We start from the raw sequence: 16,197 nt of genomic DNA, 5'->3' as shown, positions 1-16,197 counted from the left end.
ACGGTACAGCCGGCGGCCGAAACGTGTCAGACCCTGTGGACGACTCCGTCAGCCTGGCCCCCTCACCTGTGGAAAACCCGCCCCGCTCCCGCGTACGGCCGGCTCTGCGGCGAAGGAACCCGCTCGGAGAACTTCTTCGAACTCTTCGGAAAACGCGAGCGGCGGCTGCCCCGCCAGAGGAGCAGCCGCCCGCGGCAAGGTCCGTCAGGCCGCGTACGTCGCATTCCGCGCTGTGGTGACCACCCGCTGTCCGTCGGCCTGGCTCAGCAGACCGGCCGACACCCAGGAGTTCACAGTCGACTGCACGCGCGCGACGAGGGCGCCCTTGTTGGTGAACGGCGCCCCGGCCCAGATCTCGTCGAGCAGCGTCGTGCCGTCGGACTTCGCCGGATTGGCGACGCCGGAGTCGGCGCCGCCGAAGTAGACCTTCGGTTCGGAGCGCTTGACGTAGGCGTGGGTCGGGTCCTCGCTCCCCTCGTAGAAGGGAGCGAATTCAGTGCCGTCCAGTGTGTAGTGCAGCGGTTTCCCGCTCACCGGGGTGAGGGAGGGCAGCAGGTCGCCGGAGAGGCCGGCGTTGCGGTACAACCCGAACGACAGGTAGCTCGTACTGCTGTTCCTGCCGACCAGGTTGACCGGCCCGTAGAACAACGTCTGGAGCGACGGGTCGTCGAGGGCCTTCTCCACCCGCAGCCGGAACGGCATCGTCACGCGCACGACGTCACCGCTGCGCCAGGTGCGGGAGGGGATCGTGAAGTAGGTCCCGGCGGTCGGAGTGCCGCTCACCGCCCTGCCGTTGACGGTCACCCGGAAGCCCGCGGTCGCCCAGGACGGCACCCGCAATCGCAGTTCAAAGGCCGCGCTTCCGCCTCCGAAGGTGATCGTGGAGCCCTGCTCGCGGGGATAGTCGGTGGCCTGGGTTACGGTCACGCCCTTCGCCGACCAGTTGAGCGTGGTGGCGCTGTACAGGTTGACGTACAGCGCGCTGCCGTCCGCCTTGGTGAAGTACACCGAGTCCTGGTACTTGGTGGCGCTCTCCATGCCGGTGCCCTCGCAGCAGGTGGTGCCCTGCTTGGGGGTGTAGTCGCGCACATGGCCGGGCTTCAGACCGATGAAGTACGTGACCAGCGGTTTCTCCGCGTCGGCCTGGTCCTGCTTGGAGCCGAGGACCTGGTTGAACAGGGCCCGCTCGTAGTAGTCCATGTACTTCGGGTCCTGCTCGTGGAAGAACAGCGTCCGGCTCAGCTTGAGCAGGTTGTACGCACAGCAGGTCTCGGCGGTGGTGTCGCTGATGGTCCCCGCGACGACTCCGCGCGCCTTCCAGAACTCGGCCGTGCTGGTGCCGCCGATGCCGTACATGCGCGGCGGGATGACCATGCCCCAGAAGTTCTTCGCGGCCGTCAGATAGCGCGCCTCACCCGTGGCGTCGTACAACCGTGCGAGCCCAGTGAAGATGGGGATGTGCTGGTTGGCGTGGAGGCCGTCGAGCGTGTCCGTATTCGCGGCACAGGCATCGATGAGCTTGTCAAGATTGAACAGCTTGGCCAGAGCGAGGTGTTCGGCCTTGCCGGTGACCGTGTACAGGTCGATGATCGCCTCGACGAGGCCCCCGTACTCACCGCTGGAGAAGATCCCCCACATCCGCTGCAGCGTGGCGTCGGGCAGCTTCGACAGCCGCGAATACATCCAGTCGCACAGCCCCGAGGCGAGGTCGAGCGCCCGTGCGTCGTCGACGTGGAGGTAGGCGTCCAGGAGCCCGCGAAGGATCTTGTGCGCGGTGTAGTACGGCGCCCACACACGCGTGTAGTCGCCGCTGGTCATCGACTCCAGCTCGATGAACTGCGTCTCCGGGTACGCCGCCAGGAACCCCGCATGGCTGGGCGCACCCCAGGTGCGGTGCAGGGTGGCGGTCAGGCCGCGTCCGGAGACGTCCGCGAAGGTGCCGCCGGTGGTCTCGAAGAAGTCGTACGAGGCCAGGTCGCCCCGGCCCGCCGCGGCGGCCGACGCGCTGTTGCTCTGCAGGGACGTGATCTCGGCGGCCGTCAGCGCCCGCGACCAGACGTTGAACTCGTCGAACGCGCCCGCGAAGACGGGGTCGGTGGGGAAGTTGGACCGACCCAGCCAGTTGTTCGCCAGGGTGCCGAGGGCCGCCGGAGTGAGGGTCATCGACGTGTTCTGGGCCACGGCCGTGCCGTTGACGTAGAGCGTGCCGGTGCCGCCTCCGATGGTCACCGCCAGGTGGCTCCACTGGTTGAGCGGCAGCGCGGCGGTTCCGTTGAGGCCCTGCTCACCGCCGGGGCCACTGGTGGTGATGGCGAAGCGGGGGAAGCCGCTCGCGTTGCGGGCCGCCAGGTACATGTAGCGCGTGTTGTTGTCGCCGAAGTCGCAGACCCGGGCCCAGTTGGCGTTGTGGGTGGGCTTCACCCAGGCCGACAGGGTGATCGCCGAGGCCCCGTCGAGCACGGCGGCGGGCAGGTCGACGTACTGGTAGGAGCCCCGGACATTCTCCTGGGCGGTGCCGAACCGGCCCGTGACGGCGAGCATGCGCGGGTCGGTGCGCAGTGCCGTCCGCACCTCGGTCAACGCGCCGACCATGTAGCGGATCTTGTCGGCGTAGGCCGTGTCCTTGGTGCTCGCGTAGGCCTGGGCGAGCATCGTCAGGAAGTGCCCGGTGTAGTGGCCGCGGAGGTTGCCGTTGGCCTCGCCGTCGAGGCCTTCCCAGCCGCCGGGGGCGACCGCGCCCTTGGTGGAGAGCCCCGCGTTGGCACGGAAGACCTGTAACAGCCGGTCGACGTCGTAGCCACGGCCGTGGTCGAGCATCAGCTGCCGCTTGTCGGCGAACAAGCCCTGGCTGAGCGTCACGTCCTTGAGCTCGAAGGGCTGCACGGACCAGGTGGACGGCGTCGGAACGCTGGCGGCGGACGCGCGGCCGACGCCCGCTCCGAAGGAGACTCCGGGTACGGCCGCGGCGAGGATCGCGGACTGGAGGAGAAAGCGTCTGGAGAGGGGCGGTGCCATGTGCGCCTCGTCTCTGGCAAGTGTGGGGGTGATCGCAGGATAGGAAGCAACAACTACGTTCGAAATTACGGACGTTGTGCGATTATCCGACCAGAAGATAGGTATGAGGCGGGTGAGCGTCAACGGTTCTGACGGGTTTCACCGGATCAAACCCCCGGCCAGGCCGACCCCAATTACCCGCGCACGCCCTGTCGCCGGGCGCGAGCCGAGCAGTGCGCGCCGCACGGAACAACGGGGAATCGACGAGCGACCAACAACAATTCACGCTGGTCAGCGCCGTCGGCCCGCCCCAGTCGCAGCCACTGCGTGACGGGGACGCAGACCGACCGCTGAATCCTGTCCGGACCATGGAGAGCCCACCCGAGTCCCGTACGCCGCAGTTCCACTCCCCCTCCGCCGACGAGCACCCTCAGCTCCTGCGTGAGGACACATGCGATCCCAGACCGCACATCGCCCAGCACCCCGCCTACCAGGACCTTGTCATCAAGGCCCGCCGCCTTCTCGACGCAGCGATACCGCACGCGGACTACACCTGAGCACCGCATCTACGACGTTTCACGTGAAACATCGCTCCCCGAGATACTGAAAGCCCTTACGGAATCTTCTGAGAGACTCCTCACACTTCAGAGGCCCGAAGGTCGGCCCGCAGGACTCCCGAAACGCCGGGGAACGAGCAAAAAGAAGAGCAAAAAGAAGCGGTCCCACCGTGATCACGATGGGACCGCTTCGCTGTGCGCGAGGGGGGAGTTGAACCCCCACGCCCTTGCGGGCACTGGAACCTGAATCCAGCGCGTCTGCCTATTCCGCCACCCGCGCATTAGGTGTGTCCTCAGGCCCTGCTCCCTGCGGTGCTGGCGCCTTCCGACATCGAGAAGATTAGCACGCTGGAGACGGTGGGTTCACATCCCTTATCCGCGGCCGACCGCCGTCCACGCCACCGCGCCCGGCCCGACCAGCGCGGACCGAACACGAGGGGTCTCCGGCTACGTATCAACGCATGCTGGATCACGTATCAACCTCGTACCGGTCCCGGCCATCTCTACTGGAGGGGGACAGGGTCCACGGCCCGGTGCGGGACACTGGTCTCGCACCGCCTCTACGATCCTTGGCAGAGTTCGGACAGGGGTAGTTCGAAGAGGAGCTCCGATGGGAATCCGGGAGGGGACTTCAGTGGGCGTCGACACCGGGTGACACCGGTCGACCGGGCCGACAGGGGGAACCAGCCGATTCCCCGGCGCGTGGATACGATCAGTAAGCAGTACGGGCGCAGTACGCAGAGCGGTGACGATGGAGGAGGTGCCCCATGGGAGTCCTGAAGAAGTTCGAGCAGCGTCTCGAAGGTCTGGTCAACGGCACCTTCGCCAAGGTGTTCAAGTCCGAGGTCCAGCCCGTCGAGATCGCGGGAGCGCTCCAGCGGGAGTGCGACAACAACGCGACCATCTGGAACCGCGACCGGACAGTCGTGCCCAATGACTTCATCGTGGAGCTGAGCACACCCGACTACGAGCGCCTCAGCCCCTACTCCGGCCAGCTCGGCGACGAGCTCGCCGGCATGGTGCGCGACTACGCCAAGCAGCAGCGCTACACGTTCATGGGACCGATCAAGGTCAACCTGGAGAAGGCGGACGACCTCGACACCGGTCTGTACCGGGTGCGCAGCCGTACGCTCGCCTCCTCCACCAACCAGCAGGCCCCCGCGGGCGCCCCGGCGAGCCCCGCCGCGGGCCGCCCCGGCGGCTACGGCTACCCACCCACCGCCGTGCCCTCGGGCGCCCCGCCCATGCCGGCCACACCGCCGCCCGGCGGTGGCCGCCCCGGCTCCGCGCCCTACCTCCAGCGGGCCGGTGCCGCCCCGGCGGCCGGCGGGCGCACGCGCTACTGGATCGAGATCAACGGCACCCGCCATCAGATCTCCCGCCCGACGCTGGTGCTGGGCCGCAGCACCGAAGCCGACGTGCGGATCGACGACCCCGGCGTATCCCGCCGGCACTGCGAGATCCGGACCGGAACGCCCTCGACGATCCAGGATCTCGGGTCCACCAACGGCATCGTGGTGGACGGGCAGCACACCACCCGCGCTACGCTCCGCGACGGCTCGCGGATCGTCGTGGGCAGCACCACCATCATTTACCGGCAAGCCGAAGGGTGAAGCGGGGGCAATGTCAGAGCTGACCCTCACGGTCATGCGGCTGGGGTTCCTGGCCGTACTGTGGCTGTTCGTGATCGTGGCCGTGCAGGTCATCCGCAGCGACCTGTTCGGTACGCGCGTCACCCAGCGGGGGTCGCGCCGGGAGAACGCGCGGCCACAACAGGCCGCCCGGCAGGCCGCGCCCCCGCAGCAGCGCGGCCAGCAGCCCGTCGCCACCGGTGGCCGCCGCGGCCGTAACGCCCCCACCAAGCTCGTCGTCAGCGAGGGCACCCTGACGGGTACCACCGTGGCGCTCCAGGGCCAGACCATCACCCTGGGCCGCGCGCACGACTCCACGATCGTGCTGGACGACGACTACGCCTCCAGCAGGCACGCCCGGATCTACCCGGACCGCGACGGCCAGTGGATCGTCGAGGACCTGGGGTCCACCAATGGCACGTATCTCGACCGGAACCGACTGACGACTCCCACGCCGATTCCGCTGGGCGCGCCGATCCGCATCGGCAAGACCGTCATCGAGCTGCGGAAGTAGTGCTACATCATGAATGAGCGCGAGCGGAGCGAGCACGCGGTGGCGGCCCCCACCAGGGGCCCCGGCGCGCTCCCGACCGGAGGGTGGGCACCGTGCGGATGTACCCGGAGCCGACGGGCGAGGTGCGCATGAGTCTCTCACTGCGCTTCGCCGCCGGATCGCACAAAGGCATGATCCGTGAGGGCAACGAGGACTCGGGCTACGCCGGTCCGCGCCTCCTCGCGATCGCCGACGGCATGGGCGGCCAGGCGGCCGGCGAGGTCGCCTCCTCCGAGGTGATCTCCACCCTCGTCACGCTCGACGACGACATCCCCGGCTCCGACATCCTCACCTCCCTCGGCACCGCCGTGCAGCGCGCCAACGACCAACTGCGCGCGATGGTCGAGGAGGACCCCCAGCTGGAGGGCATGGGCACCACGCTCACCGCCCTGCTGTGGACCGGCCAGCGACTCGGCCTCGTCCACGTCGGCGACTCCCGCGCGTACCTCCTGCGCGACGGCGTCCTCACCCAGATCACCCAGGACCACACCTGGGTGCAGCGCCTCGTCGACGAGGGCCGCATCACCGAAGAGGAAGCCACCACCCACCCGCAGCGCTCCCTGCTGATGCGCGCGCTGGGCAGCGGCGACCACGTCGAGCCCGACCTGTCCATCCGTGAGGTCCGCGCCGGCGACCGGTATCTGATCTGCTCCGACGGCCTGTCCGGCGTCGTGTCCCACCAGACGATGGAGGACACCCTCGCCAGCTACCAGGGCCCCCAGGAGACCGTGCAGGAGCTGATCCAGCTCGCGCTGCGCGGCGGCGGCCCGGACAACATCACGGTCATCGTCGCCGACGTCCTCGACCTCGACACCGGCGACACCCTCGCCGGGCAGCTGCACGACACCCCGGTCGTGGTCGGCGCGGTCGCCGAGAACCAGCTCCATCTGCAGGACAACGGCATCATGCAGACCCCCGCCGGCCGCGCCTCCGGCCTCGGCCGTCCGGCGCACGGACAGGGCGGTGGCGGCGAGTTCGGCCCGCCCGGCTCCGGCGACACCACCGGATACATGTCGGCCGCGGGCAGCTTCGGGAACTACTCCGACGACGACTTCGTCAAGCCCCGTAAGAAGGGCAAGTGGCTGAAGAGATCGTTCTTCGGCCTCCTCGCCCTCGGCCTGATCGGCGGCGGCCTCTACGGCGGGTACCGCTGGACGCAGAATCAGTACTACGTCGGTGCCAAGGACGACCATGTCGCGCTGTACCGCGGCATCAGCCAGGACCTGGCCTGGATCTCGCTGTCGAAGGTGGAGAAGGACCACCCCGAGATCGAACTCAAGTACCTGCCGCCGTACCAGCAGAAGCAGGTCGAGGCCACGATCTCCGGGGGCGGTCTGAGCGACGCCCGGAAGAAGATCGAGGAACTGTCCGACCAGGCGTCCGCGTGCAAGAAGAACGCCCAGCGCCGCGAGGCGGACAGCAACGCGAAGACCGGTGAGGGCGAGGCCGGAGGCATCACGGGAACCACCAGGACCTCCCGCACGTCCAAGGCCACACCGTCCCCGACGTCGACGCCATCGACGTCCCCGACCCCGAACCAGACCGCACCCACACCGTCTACCGGCCCCAGCCTCTCGGAGGAGGAGCAGGAGCTCGTTTCGCGGTGCGGTGAGCAGTAGGCAAGCCGCGAGGGGCCCACTCACACGATGAGCAGTACTACCAACACGTCGACGCAGCACACGTCCACGATCGGCGCGATCGGCGCACCGAGCCGGCGCAACACCGAGCTGGCGCTGCTGATCTTCGCGGTCGTCATCCCGGTGTTCGCGTACGCCAACGTCGGTCTCGCCATCAACGACCAGGTGCCCGCCGGTCTGCTCGGCTACGGCCTCGGCATGGGCCTGCTGGCCGGCATCGGCCATCTCGTCGTACGCAAGTTCGCGCCGTACGCCGACCCGCTGATGCTGCCGCTGGCGACGCTGCTGAACGGGCTGGGGCTGGTGGCCATCTGGCGTCTGGACCAGTCTGAGCGGCTGCAGCTGCGCAGCGAGTACTTCGAGGCCTCACCCCGGCAGCTGCTCAACTCTGCGATCGGCGTCGCCCTGTTCATCGCCGTGCTGATCCTGCTCAAGGACCACCGCGTCCTGCAGCGCTACACGTACATCTCCATGGCGGCGGCGATCGTGCTGCTGATGCTGCCGCTGGTGCCCGGTCTCGGTGCCGAAACCTTCGGCGCCAAGATCTGGATCTCGATCCCCGGTCTCGGCACCATCCAGCCCGGTGAGTTCGCGAAGATCATCATCGCGGTCTTCTTCGCCGGCTACCTCATGGTGAAGAGAGACGCCCTCGCGCTCGCCAGCCGCCGCTTCCTGGGCCTCTACCTCCCGCGCGGCCGTGACCTCGGCCCGATCATCGTCGTATGGATCCTCTCCATCCTGATCCTGGTCTTCGAGACCGACCTCGGTACCTCGCTGCTCTTCTTCGGCATGTTCGTGATCATGCTGTACGTCGCCACCGAGCGCACCAGCTGGATCGTCTTCGGTCTGCTGATGTCCGCCGCCGGCGCCGTCGGCGTCGCCTCCTTCGAGAGCCACGTCCAGCAGCGTGTCCAGGCCTGGCTCGACCCCATGGGCGAGTACCTGCTGAGCAAGAAGGGCGAGTGGGGCCACTCCGAGCAGTCCATGGAGGCCCTGTGGGCCTTCGGCTCCGGCGGCACCCTCGGTACCGGACTCGGCCAGGGCAACTCCGATCTCATCGGCTTCGCCGCCAACTCCGACTTCATCCTCGCGACCTTCGCTGAGGAGCTGGGCCTGGCCGGCGTCATGGCGATCCTGCTGCTTTACGGGCTGATCATCGAGCGCGGCATCCGCACCGCCCTCGCGGCGCGCGACCCGTTCGGCAAGCTGCTCGCGGTGGGCCTGTCCGGCGCCTTCGGCCTCCAGGTCTTCGTGGTCGCCGGTGGCGTCATGGGCCTGATCCCGCTGACCGGTATGACGCTGCCCTTTTTGGCGTACGGCGGTTCGTCCGTCATCGCCAACTGGGCACTGATCGGCATCCTGCTGCGGATCAGCGACACCGCACGCCGCCCGGCGCCGTCCCCCGCCCCGAACCCCGATGCCGAGATGACACAGGTGGTCCGACCGTGAACAAGCCCCTGCGCCGGATCGCGATCTTCTGCGGGCTCCTCGTCCTGGCCCTGCTCATCCGCGACAACTGGATTCAGTACGTCCAGGCTGACTCCCTGAAGACGGACAAACAGAACCGCCGGGTGGCCATCGAGCGCTACGGCACCCCGCGCGGCGACATCATCGTCGACGGCAAGGCCATCACCGGCTCCGTCGAGACCAAGGGCACCGACTACAAGTTCAAGCGCACCTGGAAGAACGGCGAGATGTGGGCACCCGTCACGGGGTACGCCTCCCAGATCGTCGGCGCCACGCAGCTGGAGAGCCTCGAGGACGGCATCCTCACCGGCAACGACGACCGGCTCTTCTTCCGGAACACGCTGGACATGATCACCGGGAAGAAGAAGGAGGGCGGCAGCGTCGTCACCACCCTCAACGCCGCCGCGCAGAAGGCGGCCTTCGAGGGCCTCGGTGACAAGAAGGGCGCCGTCGCCGCGATCGACCCCCAGACCGGGGCGGTCCTGGCGCTGGCCTCCACGCCGTCGTACGACCCGTCGACCTTCGCCGGTATCAGCAGCAAGGACAGCGAGACCTTCTCGAAGCTGGAGAAGGACTCCGACAAGCCGATGCTGAACCGCGCACTGCGCGAGACCTACCCGCCGGGCTCCACGTTCAAGGTGGTCACCGCCGCCGCCGCGCTGGAGAACAACGTGGTCGACGGCATCGACAAGGCCACGGACACCCCGGACCCGTACCGGCTGCCCCAGTCGAACACCGACCTCGGCAACCAGCACGGGAACTGCAAGAACGCGACCCTGCGCGACGCGCTGAAGGTCTCCTGCAACACGGTCTTCGCGAAGCTCAGCGACAGCGTCGGCAACGAGAAGATGATCAAGCAGTCCGAGAAGTTCGGCTTCGGCCAGGCCGAGCTGGACATCCCGGTCCGCGCCGCCGAGAGCGTCTACCCCAAGGACAACCGTCCGCAGAACGCCCTCGACGGCATCGGCCAGGGCTCCAACCGCGCCACCCCGCTGCAGATGGCGATGGTGTCCGCGGCGATCGCCAACGACGGCAAGCTGATGAAGCCGTACATGGTCGACCAGCTGCGCGCCTCCAACCTCGACGTCATCGAGTCGCACGAGCCCGAGACGCTGTCCCAGGCGGTCTCGCCGGACACCGCGCAGGCGCTGCAGGAGATGATGGAGACCGTCGTCAACGACCCGGCCGGCACCGGCGGCAGCGCGAAGATCGACGGCGCTACCGTCGGCGGCAAGACCGGTACCGCCCAGCACGGCGTCAACAACAAGGAACTGCCGTACGCCTGGTTCATCTCGTACGCCAAGCTCAGCGACGGCAGCTCGCCGGTCGCCGTGGCCGTGGTCGTCGAGGACGGCAGTGCGGACCGCGGTGAGATCTCCGGTGGCGGTCTCGCCGGCCCGATCGCGAAGAACGTGATGCAAGCAGTGATCAACAGCAAGAAGTGACCCCGCTCACGTCACCTTCACATCGGTGCACGTTGCGATACCGGTCCTGTATCGGGTTCGCGGTTGACCAGGTCACAGAAGGCGAGCCGGGTACCGTATGCCCGGACAGCACAGCCGCCGGACCGTACATGGGTGCGGTCGGGGCCGACGGAGAGGGCTGGTAGGAAGCTATGGAAGAGCCGCGTCGCCTCGGCGGCCGGTACGAGCTGGGCCAGGTGCTCGGCCGTGGTGGCATGGCGGAGGTCTACCTCGCGATGGACACCCGCCTCGGCCGCACCGTGGCGGTGAAGACGCTGCGAGCGGACCTCGCGCGCGACCCCACCTTCCAGGCCCGGTTCCGCCGGGAGGCCCAGTCGGCCGCCTCGCTCAACCACCCCGCGATCGTCGCGGTCTACGACACGGGCGAGGACTACATCGACGGGGTCTCGATCCCGTACATCGTCATGGAGTACGTCGAGGGCTCCACCCTCCGTGAGCTTCTTCACAGCGGCCGCAAGCTGCTGCCGGAGCGGGCCATGGAGATGACCATCGGCATCCTCCAGGGACTGGAGTACGCCCACCGCAACCAGATCGTCCACCGTGACATCAAGCCGGCCAACGTCATGTTGACGCGCAACGGCCAGGTCAAGGTCATGGACTTCGGCATCGCCCGCGCCATGGGCGACTCCGGCATGACCATGACCCAGACGTCCGCGGTCATCGGCACCGCCCAGTACCTCTCCCCGGAGCAGGCCAAGGGCGAGCAGGTGGACGCCCGCTCCGACCTGTACTCGACGGGCTGTCTGCTCTACGAACTACTCACGGTCCGCCCGCCGTTCGTCGGTGACTCCCCCGTGGCGGTCGCCTACCAGCACGTACGGGAGGAACCGCAGCCCCCGAGCGTCTTCGACCCGGAGATCACGCCGGAGATGGACGCCATCGTCCTGCGTGCCCTGGTCAAGGACCCGGACTACCGCTACCAGTCCGCCGACGAGATGCGCGCCGACATCGAGGCGTGCCTCGACGGCCAGCCCGTCGCGGCCACGGCGGCGATGGGCTCGGTCGGTTACGGCGGCTACCCCGACGACCAGCCCACCACCGCCCTGCGCTCCACGGACGCCCAGGCCACCACCATGCTGCCCCCGATGAACGGGGACGACGGCTACGGAGGCTACGACGACCGTCAGGGCCGCCGCCGCCAGCAGAAGAAGAACAACACCTCGACGATCCTCCTGGTCGTCGCGGGTGTGCTGGTGCTGATCGGCGCGATCCTCATCGGGCGGTTGATGTTCTCGGGGAACGACAGCTCCAACGAAACGTTCAAGAACCCTAGCTTCGTGGGCCAGACGGAGGCCGAAGCCAAGAGAGCAGCAAGCAATGTTGATCTCGAGGTAACAGTCACCAAAGCTGAGTGCGAGAACCAGAAGACGGGCAACGTCTGTAGTCAGACGCCCAAGGAAGGCGATCCGGTCAAGAAGGGCGACACCATCGCCCTGGTGATCTCCACCGGCGCCCCGAAGATCGCGGTCCCTGATGTTCAGGGCCTGCAGTTCGACGTGGCCGAGGCCCAGCTCGAAGAGAAGGGCTTCAAGGTCGAGAAGAAGACTGAGGAGTCCGAGCGCACGGCCGGCATCGTGATCGACCAGGACCCCGTCGGCGACAAGATCGAAAAGGGCTCCACGGTCACACTGACGGTCGCCACGGAGGCCGCGACGGTCACCGTCCCGGACGTCCGCAGGCTCAGCTGTGACCAGGCCAAGGCCCAGATGACGGCCAACAACCTGGTCGGCGAGTGCACCGAGGTCGAGACCGACGACGGCAACCTGGTCGGCAAGGTCATCGCGACCACGCCGGAGCAGGGCAGCGAGGCCGAGAAGGGTGACACCGTCACCATCCAGATCGGCAAGGCGGCCGAGAAGCAGGAGGCGGAGGTCCCGAACGTGGTCGGCCGGAGCGTGGGCGAGGCCAAGCAGCTCCTGCAGCAGGCGGGCTTCACGAACATCCAGTTCGCCCCGGGCAGCGACCAGAGCGACACCGCACTCGTCACCGACCAGGACCCGGACGGCGGCAACCGCGCCGACCCGACCCAGACGACGATCACCCTCGCCTCGGTCGGCTTCGGCAACAACGGAGGAAACAACAACGGAGGAAACAACGGCGGCATCTTCGGATAGCGCCACAGAGCGGAGCCCCGGCCCCTTCTCAGGAAGGGGCCGGGGCTCCGTCGTACGGTCAGCCGTCGTACGGACGGCTACAGCGCTACCGCAGTTCCTTCGGCAGCGTCCGTTCCGCGTTGACCCGTTCCACACGGACCAGCTCCCCCCACACGATGTACCGGTGCCGGGACGTGTACAAAGGCGTGCAAGTAGTCAAAGTGATGTACTTGCCCGGTTTCTTTTTGCCGGACTCCTTGGGGATGTTCGACAAGACCTTGACGTTGTACTTCGAGGTCTCGGGGAGGGTGTCGTAGACCTTGTAGACGTACCAGTTGTCGCGGGTCTCGAAGACGATCGAGTCGCCCTTCTCGATCTTGTCGATGTTGTGGAACTTGGCGCCGTGGCCGTCGCGGTGGGCGGCGAGGGTGAAGTTGCCGTCCTTGTCGGAGGTAGGGAGGGTCGCCTTGACGGGGTCGGTGTAGTAGCCGGCGACGCCACCATTGAGGATCTTGGTGGAAGTGCCCTTCTTGACCAGAACCTCACCGTTCTTCATGGCGGGGACGTGCAGAAAGCCGATGCCGTCCTTGGTGTCCAGGGCGCCCGGGCCGCTGTCAGCCGACGCCCAGGTGTCGCGGACCTTGTTCGCTTCCTTGCCCGCTTCCCGGTCGGCGAGCACGTTCGTCCACCACAGCGAGTAGACGACGAACAGTCCGAGCACCAGGCCCGCGGTGATGAGCAGTTCGCCGAAGACACTCACCGCCATCGCGATCCGTCCCATGCCGCGCCGCGGCGGCGTGGTCCCGGCCCCGCCGGTCCTCTCTTCGACGTCATCGGTCTCGTCGGTGGTCACTGCCACAGTTCATCCGCCCTTGGTCGAGCCCTTACTGGACGAGCGCGTCGGGCTTCCCCTCACTGCGCGGCCGTTCCTCGACCATCTTGCCCCACACGATCATCCGGTACTTGCTCGTGAACTCCGGCGTGCACGTGGTCAGCGTGATGTAACGGCCCGGCTCGGTGAACCCCGACCCCGGGGGGACCGGTTCGAGCACGCTGACGTTTTTCGGCGACGTCACCGGAAGGATCGAGGCCATGTCGTAGACGTAGTACTTGTCCTGGGTCTCCACGACGATCGGGTCACCCGGCTGGAGCCGGTTGATGTACCGGAACGGTTCGCCGTGCGTGTTGCGGTGCCCCGCGATACCGAAGTTGCCGGTCTTGTCCTCGGGCATCGCCGTCTTGATGCTGTTCTCGTCGTAGTGCCCGACCATTCCGCGGTCCAGGACCTTCGACTTGCTGATGCCCTCGGCGATCGGCACCACCACGTCCAGCTTCGGAATGTGCAGGATGGCGAAGCCCTGCCCCGGCTCGAACGCGCCCGGCGCGCGCTGTCCGTTCTTCCACTCCTCCTGGAGGCTGGTCGCCTCCCGGCCCGCCTCCTGCTGGGCCCGGATGTTCGACCACCACAGCTGATAGGTCACGAACAGCAGCATCAGTACGCCGGTGGTGATGAACACCTCACCGATCGCCCGGCTCGCGATCACCCCCGCACTGGGCTTGCGCGCCCGCGCAGCCCGTCGCGCCTCCACCCGGGAGAGGGGCGCCGACGCCTCGGCCGCCTCTAAGGCCCCCTGGGCCCCCTGAGCGGCCCCTGAGCCCGCGTGCGCGCCCAGGGAGCCCGAATGCCTCCCGTGCCGTCTCGCGGCCTTACGGCGGGCCGCACGGCCCTCGGAGACGGACGGCGCGGGTATCGACTCGGCCTCCGCCGCTATGCGCCGGGCCTCCTCCACCCGCAGCGCCACGGTCTCCTCGTCGATCGAAGGATGCTCAAGGGCAGTGTCGACCGAGGGGTACTCGGGCGCGGTCGCCTCGTAGGCCGTCGCCTCGTAGGCCGTCGCCTCGTAGGCCGTCGCCTCGTAGGCCGTCGATTCGTACGCCGTCGATTCGTACGCCGTCGCCGTCGGTCCGTAGGACCCGTACGGGGCGGCCGGGGGGCGCGGCTCATACACCGGCTCCGCGTACGGCCGCTGCCCGTACCGGTCGCCCTGGGCGTACCCGGCGGCCTGCTGGTCCGGTGGGGCGTACCACTGCTGCGGCGGCTCGACCGCCGACCGGGAGGCATCCCCGTCGAAGGCCTCGAACGCCTCGAACGCCTCAGCGCCCCCGTACGCGGCCTCGCCGCCGTAGGGGGCACTCTCGCGCTCGGGGCGCACCGCCGTCACGCCGTGGCCCTGCCCACCACCGGGGCGAGCCCCGCCGACCTCGCCACGGCCTCCTGGTCCCCGCATTCCACCAGCCAGTTGGCCAGCATGCGGTGGCCGTGCTCGGTGAGCACCGACTCGGGGTGGAACTGCACGCCCTCGACGGGCAGTTCACGGTGTCTCAGCCCCATGATGATCCCGTCGTGCGTGCGCGCCGTGACCTCCAGCTCGGCCGGCACGGTCCCGGGCTCGGCGGCCAGCGAGTGGTAGCGGGTCGCGGTGAAGGGGGTCGGCAGGCCCGCGAAGACGCCCTTGCCCTCGTGTTCCACCAGCGATGTCTTGCCGTGCAGGAGTTCGGGCGCGCGGTCCACGACACCGCCGTACGCCACCTGCATGGACTGCATGCCGAGACAGACGCCGAAGACGGGCACGCCGGTGGCCGCGCAGTGGCGGACCATGTCGACGCAGACGCCGGCCTCCTCCGGGGTGCCGGGGCCGGGGGACAGGAGCACACCGTCGAAGCCGTCCTGGGCGTGCGCGGTCGCCACCTCGTCGTTGCGTAGCACCTCGCACTCGGCGCCCAGCTGGTACAGGTACTGGACCAGGTTGAAGACGAAGCTGTCGTAGTTGTCGACGACGAGGATGCGGGCGGGGCGGGCGGCACTCACTGGTCGTTCACCGTCACATCGTTGAAGGGCAACAGGGGTTCGGCCCAGGGAAAGACGTACTGGAAGAGGACGTAGACGACAGCCAGGGTGAGGACGGCGGAAATCAGCGCCTTCACCCATACGTTGCCCGGCAGATGTCGCCAGATCCAGCCGTACATGCCGTCCCTTCCTTCACACCACGGCACCGGACTCACGCCGTACCGCCACCAGACTAACGGCGTAGTGCCTCCGGTTTCCCGGCCTCCACAGGCTGAGTCGATTCGAGATGTCCCCAGACGATGAGCCGATGGCTGCGCCCCCACTCCGGATCGCAGGTGGTCAGCGTCAGATAGCGTCCCGCGCGCGTGTACCCCGATTTCCTCGGCACGGGGTCGATGACCTGCACGTCCGTGGGCAATGTCCGATAGGGCCCCCGGTCGATGACGTATGTGAACCAGTTCACCCCGTCGGTCAGGACCACCGCGTCGCCGGGGCGCAGCTTGGGAAAGTCTTTGAGGGGATCGCCGTATGTACGGCGGTGGCCGGCGACCGCGAAGTTCCCCTTCTGCCCCAACTGAGCGGTGTTCGCGTAGTGACCGAGCCCTTTCTTGAGGGTGTTCGTCTTCGTCCCCTCGAGGACGGGCTTGTTCCACGTGAAACCAAGGCGCGGGATGTACATGAGGGCGAAGGGGGCGGCGTCCTTGTACGGGGCGGGCGGCTCCGGAGGCGCCGAGGCGCCCGGGGCGGACGTGGGTCGCACCGGCTGCTTCGCCCACTGCTCCTGCAGGAGATCGACCTGGTGGCCCATCTCGGTGTCGGCCTTCACACCGGTCCAGAACAGCACGTAGACGACGAAGAGCACGATCAGGGTGCCGACGGTGATGCAGAGTTCGCTGACGGTCCTCACGATCACGCGCACCGACACGGGTCCCC

At 68.0% G+C, this 16,197-nt stretch carries 13 protein-coding genes and 1 tRNA gene; 7 read left to right on the top strand and 7 right to left on the bottom strand.

What is annotated here, in order from left to right; all coding sequences use genetic code 11:
- Positions 1–204 precede the first annotated feature (204 nt).
- Entirely contained in the window at positions 205–3,015 is a 2,811-nt protein-coding gene (locus CES90_RS10520; protein ID WP_189780852.1) for a beta-L-arabinofuranosidase domain-containing protein, read from the bottom strand.
- A 347-nt stretch (positions 3,016–3,362) separates the two neighbouring features.
- Between CES90_RS10520 and CES90_RS10515 the strand changes: the two genes are divergently transcribed.
- Complete coding sequence (locus CES90_RS10515; protein ID WP_189780853.1) at positions 3,363–3,551, top strand: hypothetical protein; 189 nt, start codon at positions 3,363–3,365, stop codon at positions 3,549–3,551.
- Positions 3,552–3,747: 196 nt separating this feature from the next.
- On the opposite strand, the gene CES90_RS10510 is transcribed toward CES90_RS10515, so the two are convergent.
- Positions 3,748–3,831 (bottom strand) — tRNA-Leu (locus tag CES90_RS10510).
- Between the two features lie 487 nt (positions 3,832–4,318).
- Here CES90_RS10510 and CES90_RS10505 point away from each other — a divergent pair.
- From CES90_RS10505 to pknB, 6 genes are all read left to right on the top strand, one after another.
- On the top strand, positions 4,319–5,164 hold the full coding sequence (locus CES90_RS10505; protein ID WP_189780854.1) for an FhaA domain-containing protein: 846 nt from the start codon (positions 4,319–4,321) through the stop codon (positions 5,162–5,164).
- Between the two features lie 10 nt (positions 5,165–5,174).
- Positions 5,175–5,696, top strand: coding sequence for an FHA domain-containing protein FhaB/FipA (locus tag CES90_RS10500; protein ID WP_189780855.1), 522 nt, complete (start codon positions 5,175–5,177; stop codon positions 5,694–5,696).
- A 128-nt stretch (positions 5,697–5,824) separates the two neighbouring features.
- Positions 5,825–7,354 carry a Stp1/IreP family PP2C-type Ser/Thr phosphatase gene (locus tag CES90_RS10495; protein ID WP_229913584.1) on the top strand — a complete coding sequence of 510 codons (1,530 nt, stop codon included), beginning with the start codon at positions 5,825–5,827 and terminating at the stop codon, positions 7,352–7,354.
- A gap of 27 nt (positions 7,355–7,381) precedes the next feature.
- Positions 7,382–8,821: an FtsW/RodA/SpoVE family cell cycle protein gene (locus tag CES90_RS10490; protein WP_189780856.1), complete on the top strand. Its 1,440-nt coding sequence runs from the start codon at positions 7,382–7,384 to the stop codon at positions 8,819–8,821.
- Positions 8,818–10,284, top strand: coding sequence for a peptidoglycan D,D-transpeptidase FtsI family protein (locus CES90_RS10485; RefSeq protein ID WP_189780857.1), 1,467 nt, complete (start codon positions 8,818–8,820; stop codon positions 10,282–10,284). Before CES90_RS10490 ends, CES90_RS10485 begins: the two co-directional genes overlap by 4 nt.
- Before the next feature lie 170 nt (positions 10,285–10,454).
- Positions 10,455–12,437: a Stk1 family PASTA domain-containing Ser/Thr kinase gene (gene pknB, locus CES90_RS10480; protein ID WP_189780858.1), complete on the top strand. Its 1,983-nt coding sequence runs from the start codon at positions 10,455–10,457 to the stop codon at positions 12,435–12,437.
- An 85-nt stretch (positions 12,438–12,522) separates the two neighbouring features.
- Here the strand turns inward: pknB and CES90_RS10475 are convergent, their stop codons facing one another.
- Genes CES90_RS10475 through CES90_RS10455 form a run of 5 tightly spaced genes read right to left on the bottom strand, consistent with a single transcriptional unit; the run spans position 12,523 to position 16,189 of the window.
- A complete protein-coding gene (locus tag CES90_RS10475; protein ID WP_373313259.1) occupies positions 12,523–13,275 on the bottom strand; it encodes a class E sortase in 753 nt (250 codons plus the stop codon).
- A 25-nt stretch (positions 13,276–13,300) separates the two neighbouring features.
- Complete coding sequence (locus CES90_RS10470) at positions 13,301–14,638, bottom strand: class E sortase (protein WP_189780859.1); 1,338 nt, start codon at positions 14,636–14,638, stop codon at positions 13,301–13,303.
- The gene (locus CES90_RS10465; protein WP_149823479.1) at positions 14,635–15,285 is read right to left on the bottom strand and encodes an aminodeoxychorismate/anthranilate synthase component II; all 651 of its coding nucleotides are present in this window, start codon (positions 15,283–15,285) and stop codon (positions 14,635–14,637) included. The genes CES90_RS10470 and CES90_RS10465 overlap by 4 nt, the downstream gene beginning before the upstream one ends.
- Positions 15,282–15,443 (bottom strand): hypothetical protein, encoded by a 162-nt coding sequence (locus CES90_RS10460; protein ID WP_189780860.1) that lies wholly within the window; start codon positions 15,441–15,443, stop codon positions 15,282–15,284. The genes CES90_RS10465 and CES90_RS10460 overlap by 4 nt, the downstream gene beginning before the upstream one ends.
- 53 nt (positions 15,444–15,496) lie before the next feature.
- Positions 15,497–16,189, bottom strand: a complete 693-nt coding sequence (locus tag CES90_RS10455) for a class E sortase (RefSeq protein ID WP_229913585.1) — start codon at positions 16,187–16,189, stop codon at positions 15,497–15,499.
- Between the last annotated feature and the right edge of the window lie 8 nt (positions 16,190–16,197).

Source organism: Streptomyces capitiformicae (assembly GCF_002214185.1).
In the GTDB taxonomy this organism is placed as follows: domain Bacteria; phylum Actinomycetota; class Actinomycetes; order Streptomycetales; family Streptomycetaceae; genus Streptomyces; species Streptomyces capitiformicae.
The sequence above is the reverse complement of the archived record's forward strand: the minus strand, read 5'-3'. Positions and strand labels throughout refer to the sequence as shown.

Bases quoted from the DNA above. Each gene is read 5' to 3' on its own strand.
- CES90_RS10500 (WP_189780855.1), top strand. From the start codon at position 5,175: ATGTCAGAGCTGACCCTCACGGTCATGCGGCTGGGGTTCCTGGCCGTA.
- CES90_RS10520 (WP_189780852.1), bottom strand. From the start codon at position 3,015: ATGGCACCGCCCCTCTCCAGACGCTTTCTCCTCCAGTCCGCGATCCTC.
- CES90_RS10505 (WP_189780854.1), top strand. From the start codon at position 4,319: ATGGGAGTCCTGAAGAAGTTCGAGCAGCGTCTCGAAGGTCTGGTCAAC.
- CES90_RS10515 (WP_189780853.1), top strand. From the start codon at position 3,363: ATGGAGAGCCCACCCGAGTCCCGTACGCCGCAGTTCCACTCCCCCTCC.
- CES90_RS10460 (WP_189780860.1), bottom strand. From the start codon at position 15,443: ATGTACGGCTGGATCTGGCGACATCTGCCGGGCAACGTATGGGTGAAG.
- CES90_RS10495 (WP_229913584.1), top strand. From the start codon at position 5,825: ATGAGTCTCTCACTGCGCTTCGCCGCCGGATCGCACAAAGGCATGATC.
- CES90_RS10490 (WP_189780856.1), top strand. From the start codon at position 7,382: ATGAGCAGTACTACCAACACGTCGACGCAGCACACGTCCACGATCGGC.
- pknB (WP_189780858.1), top strand. From the start codon at position 10,455: ATGGAAGAGCCGCGTCGCCTCGGCGGCCGGTACGAGCTGGGCCAGGTG.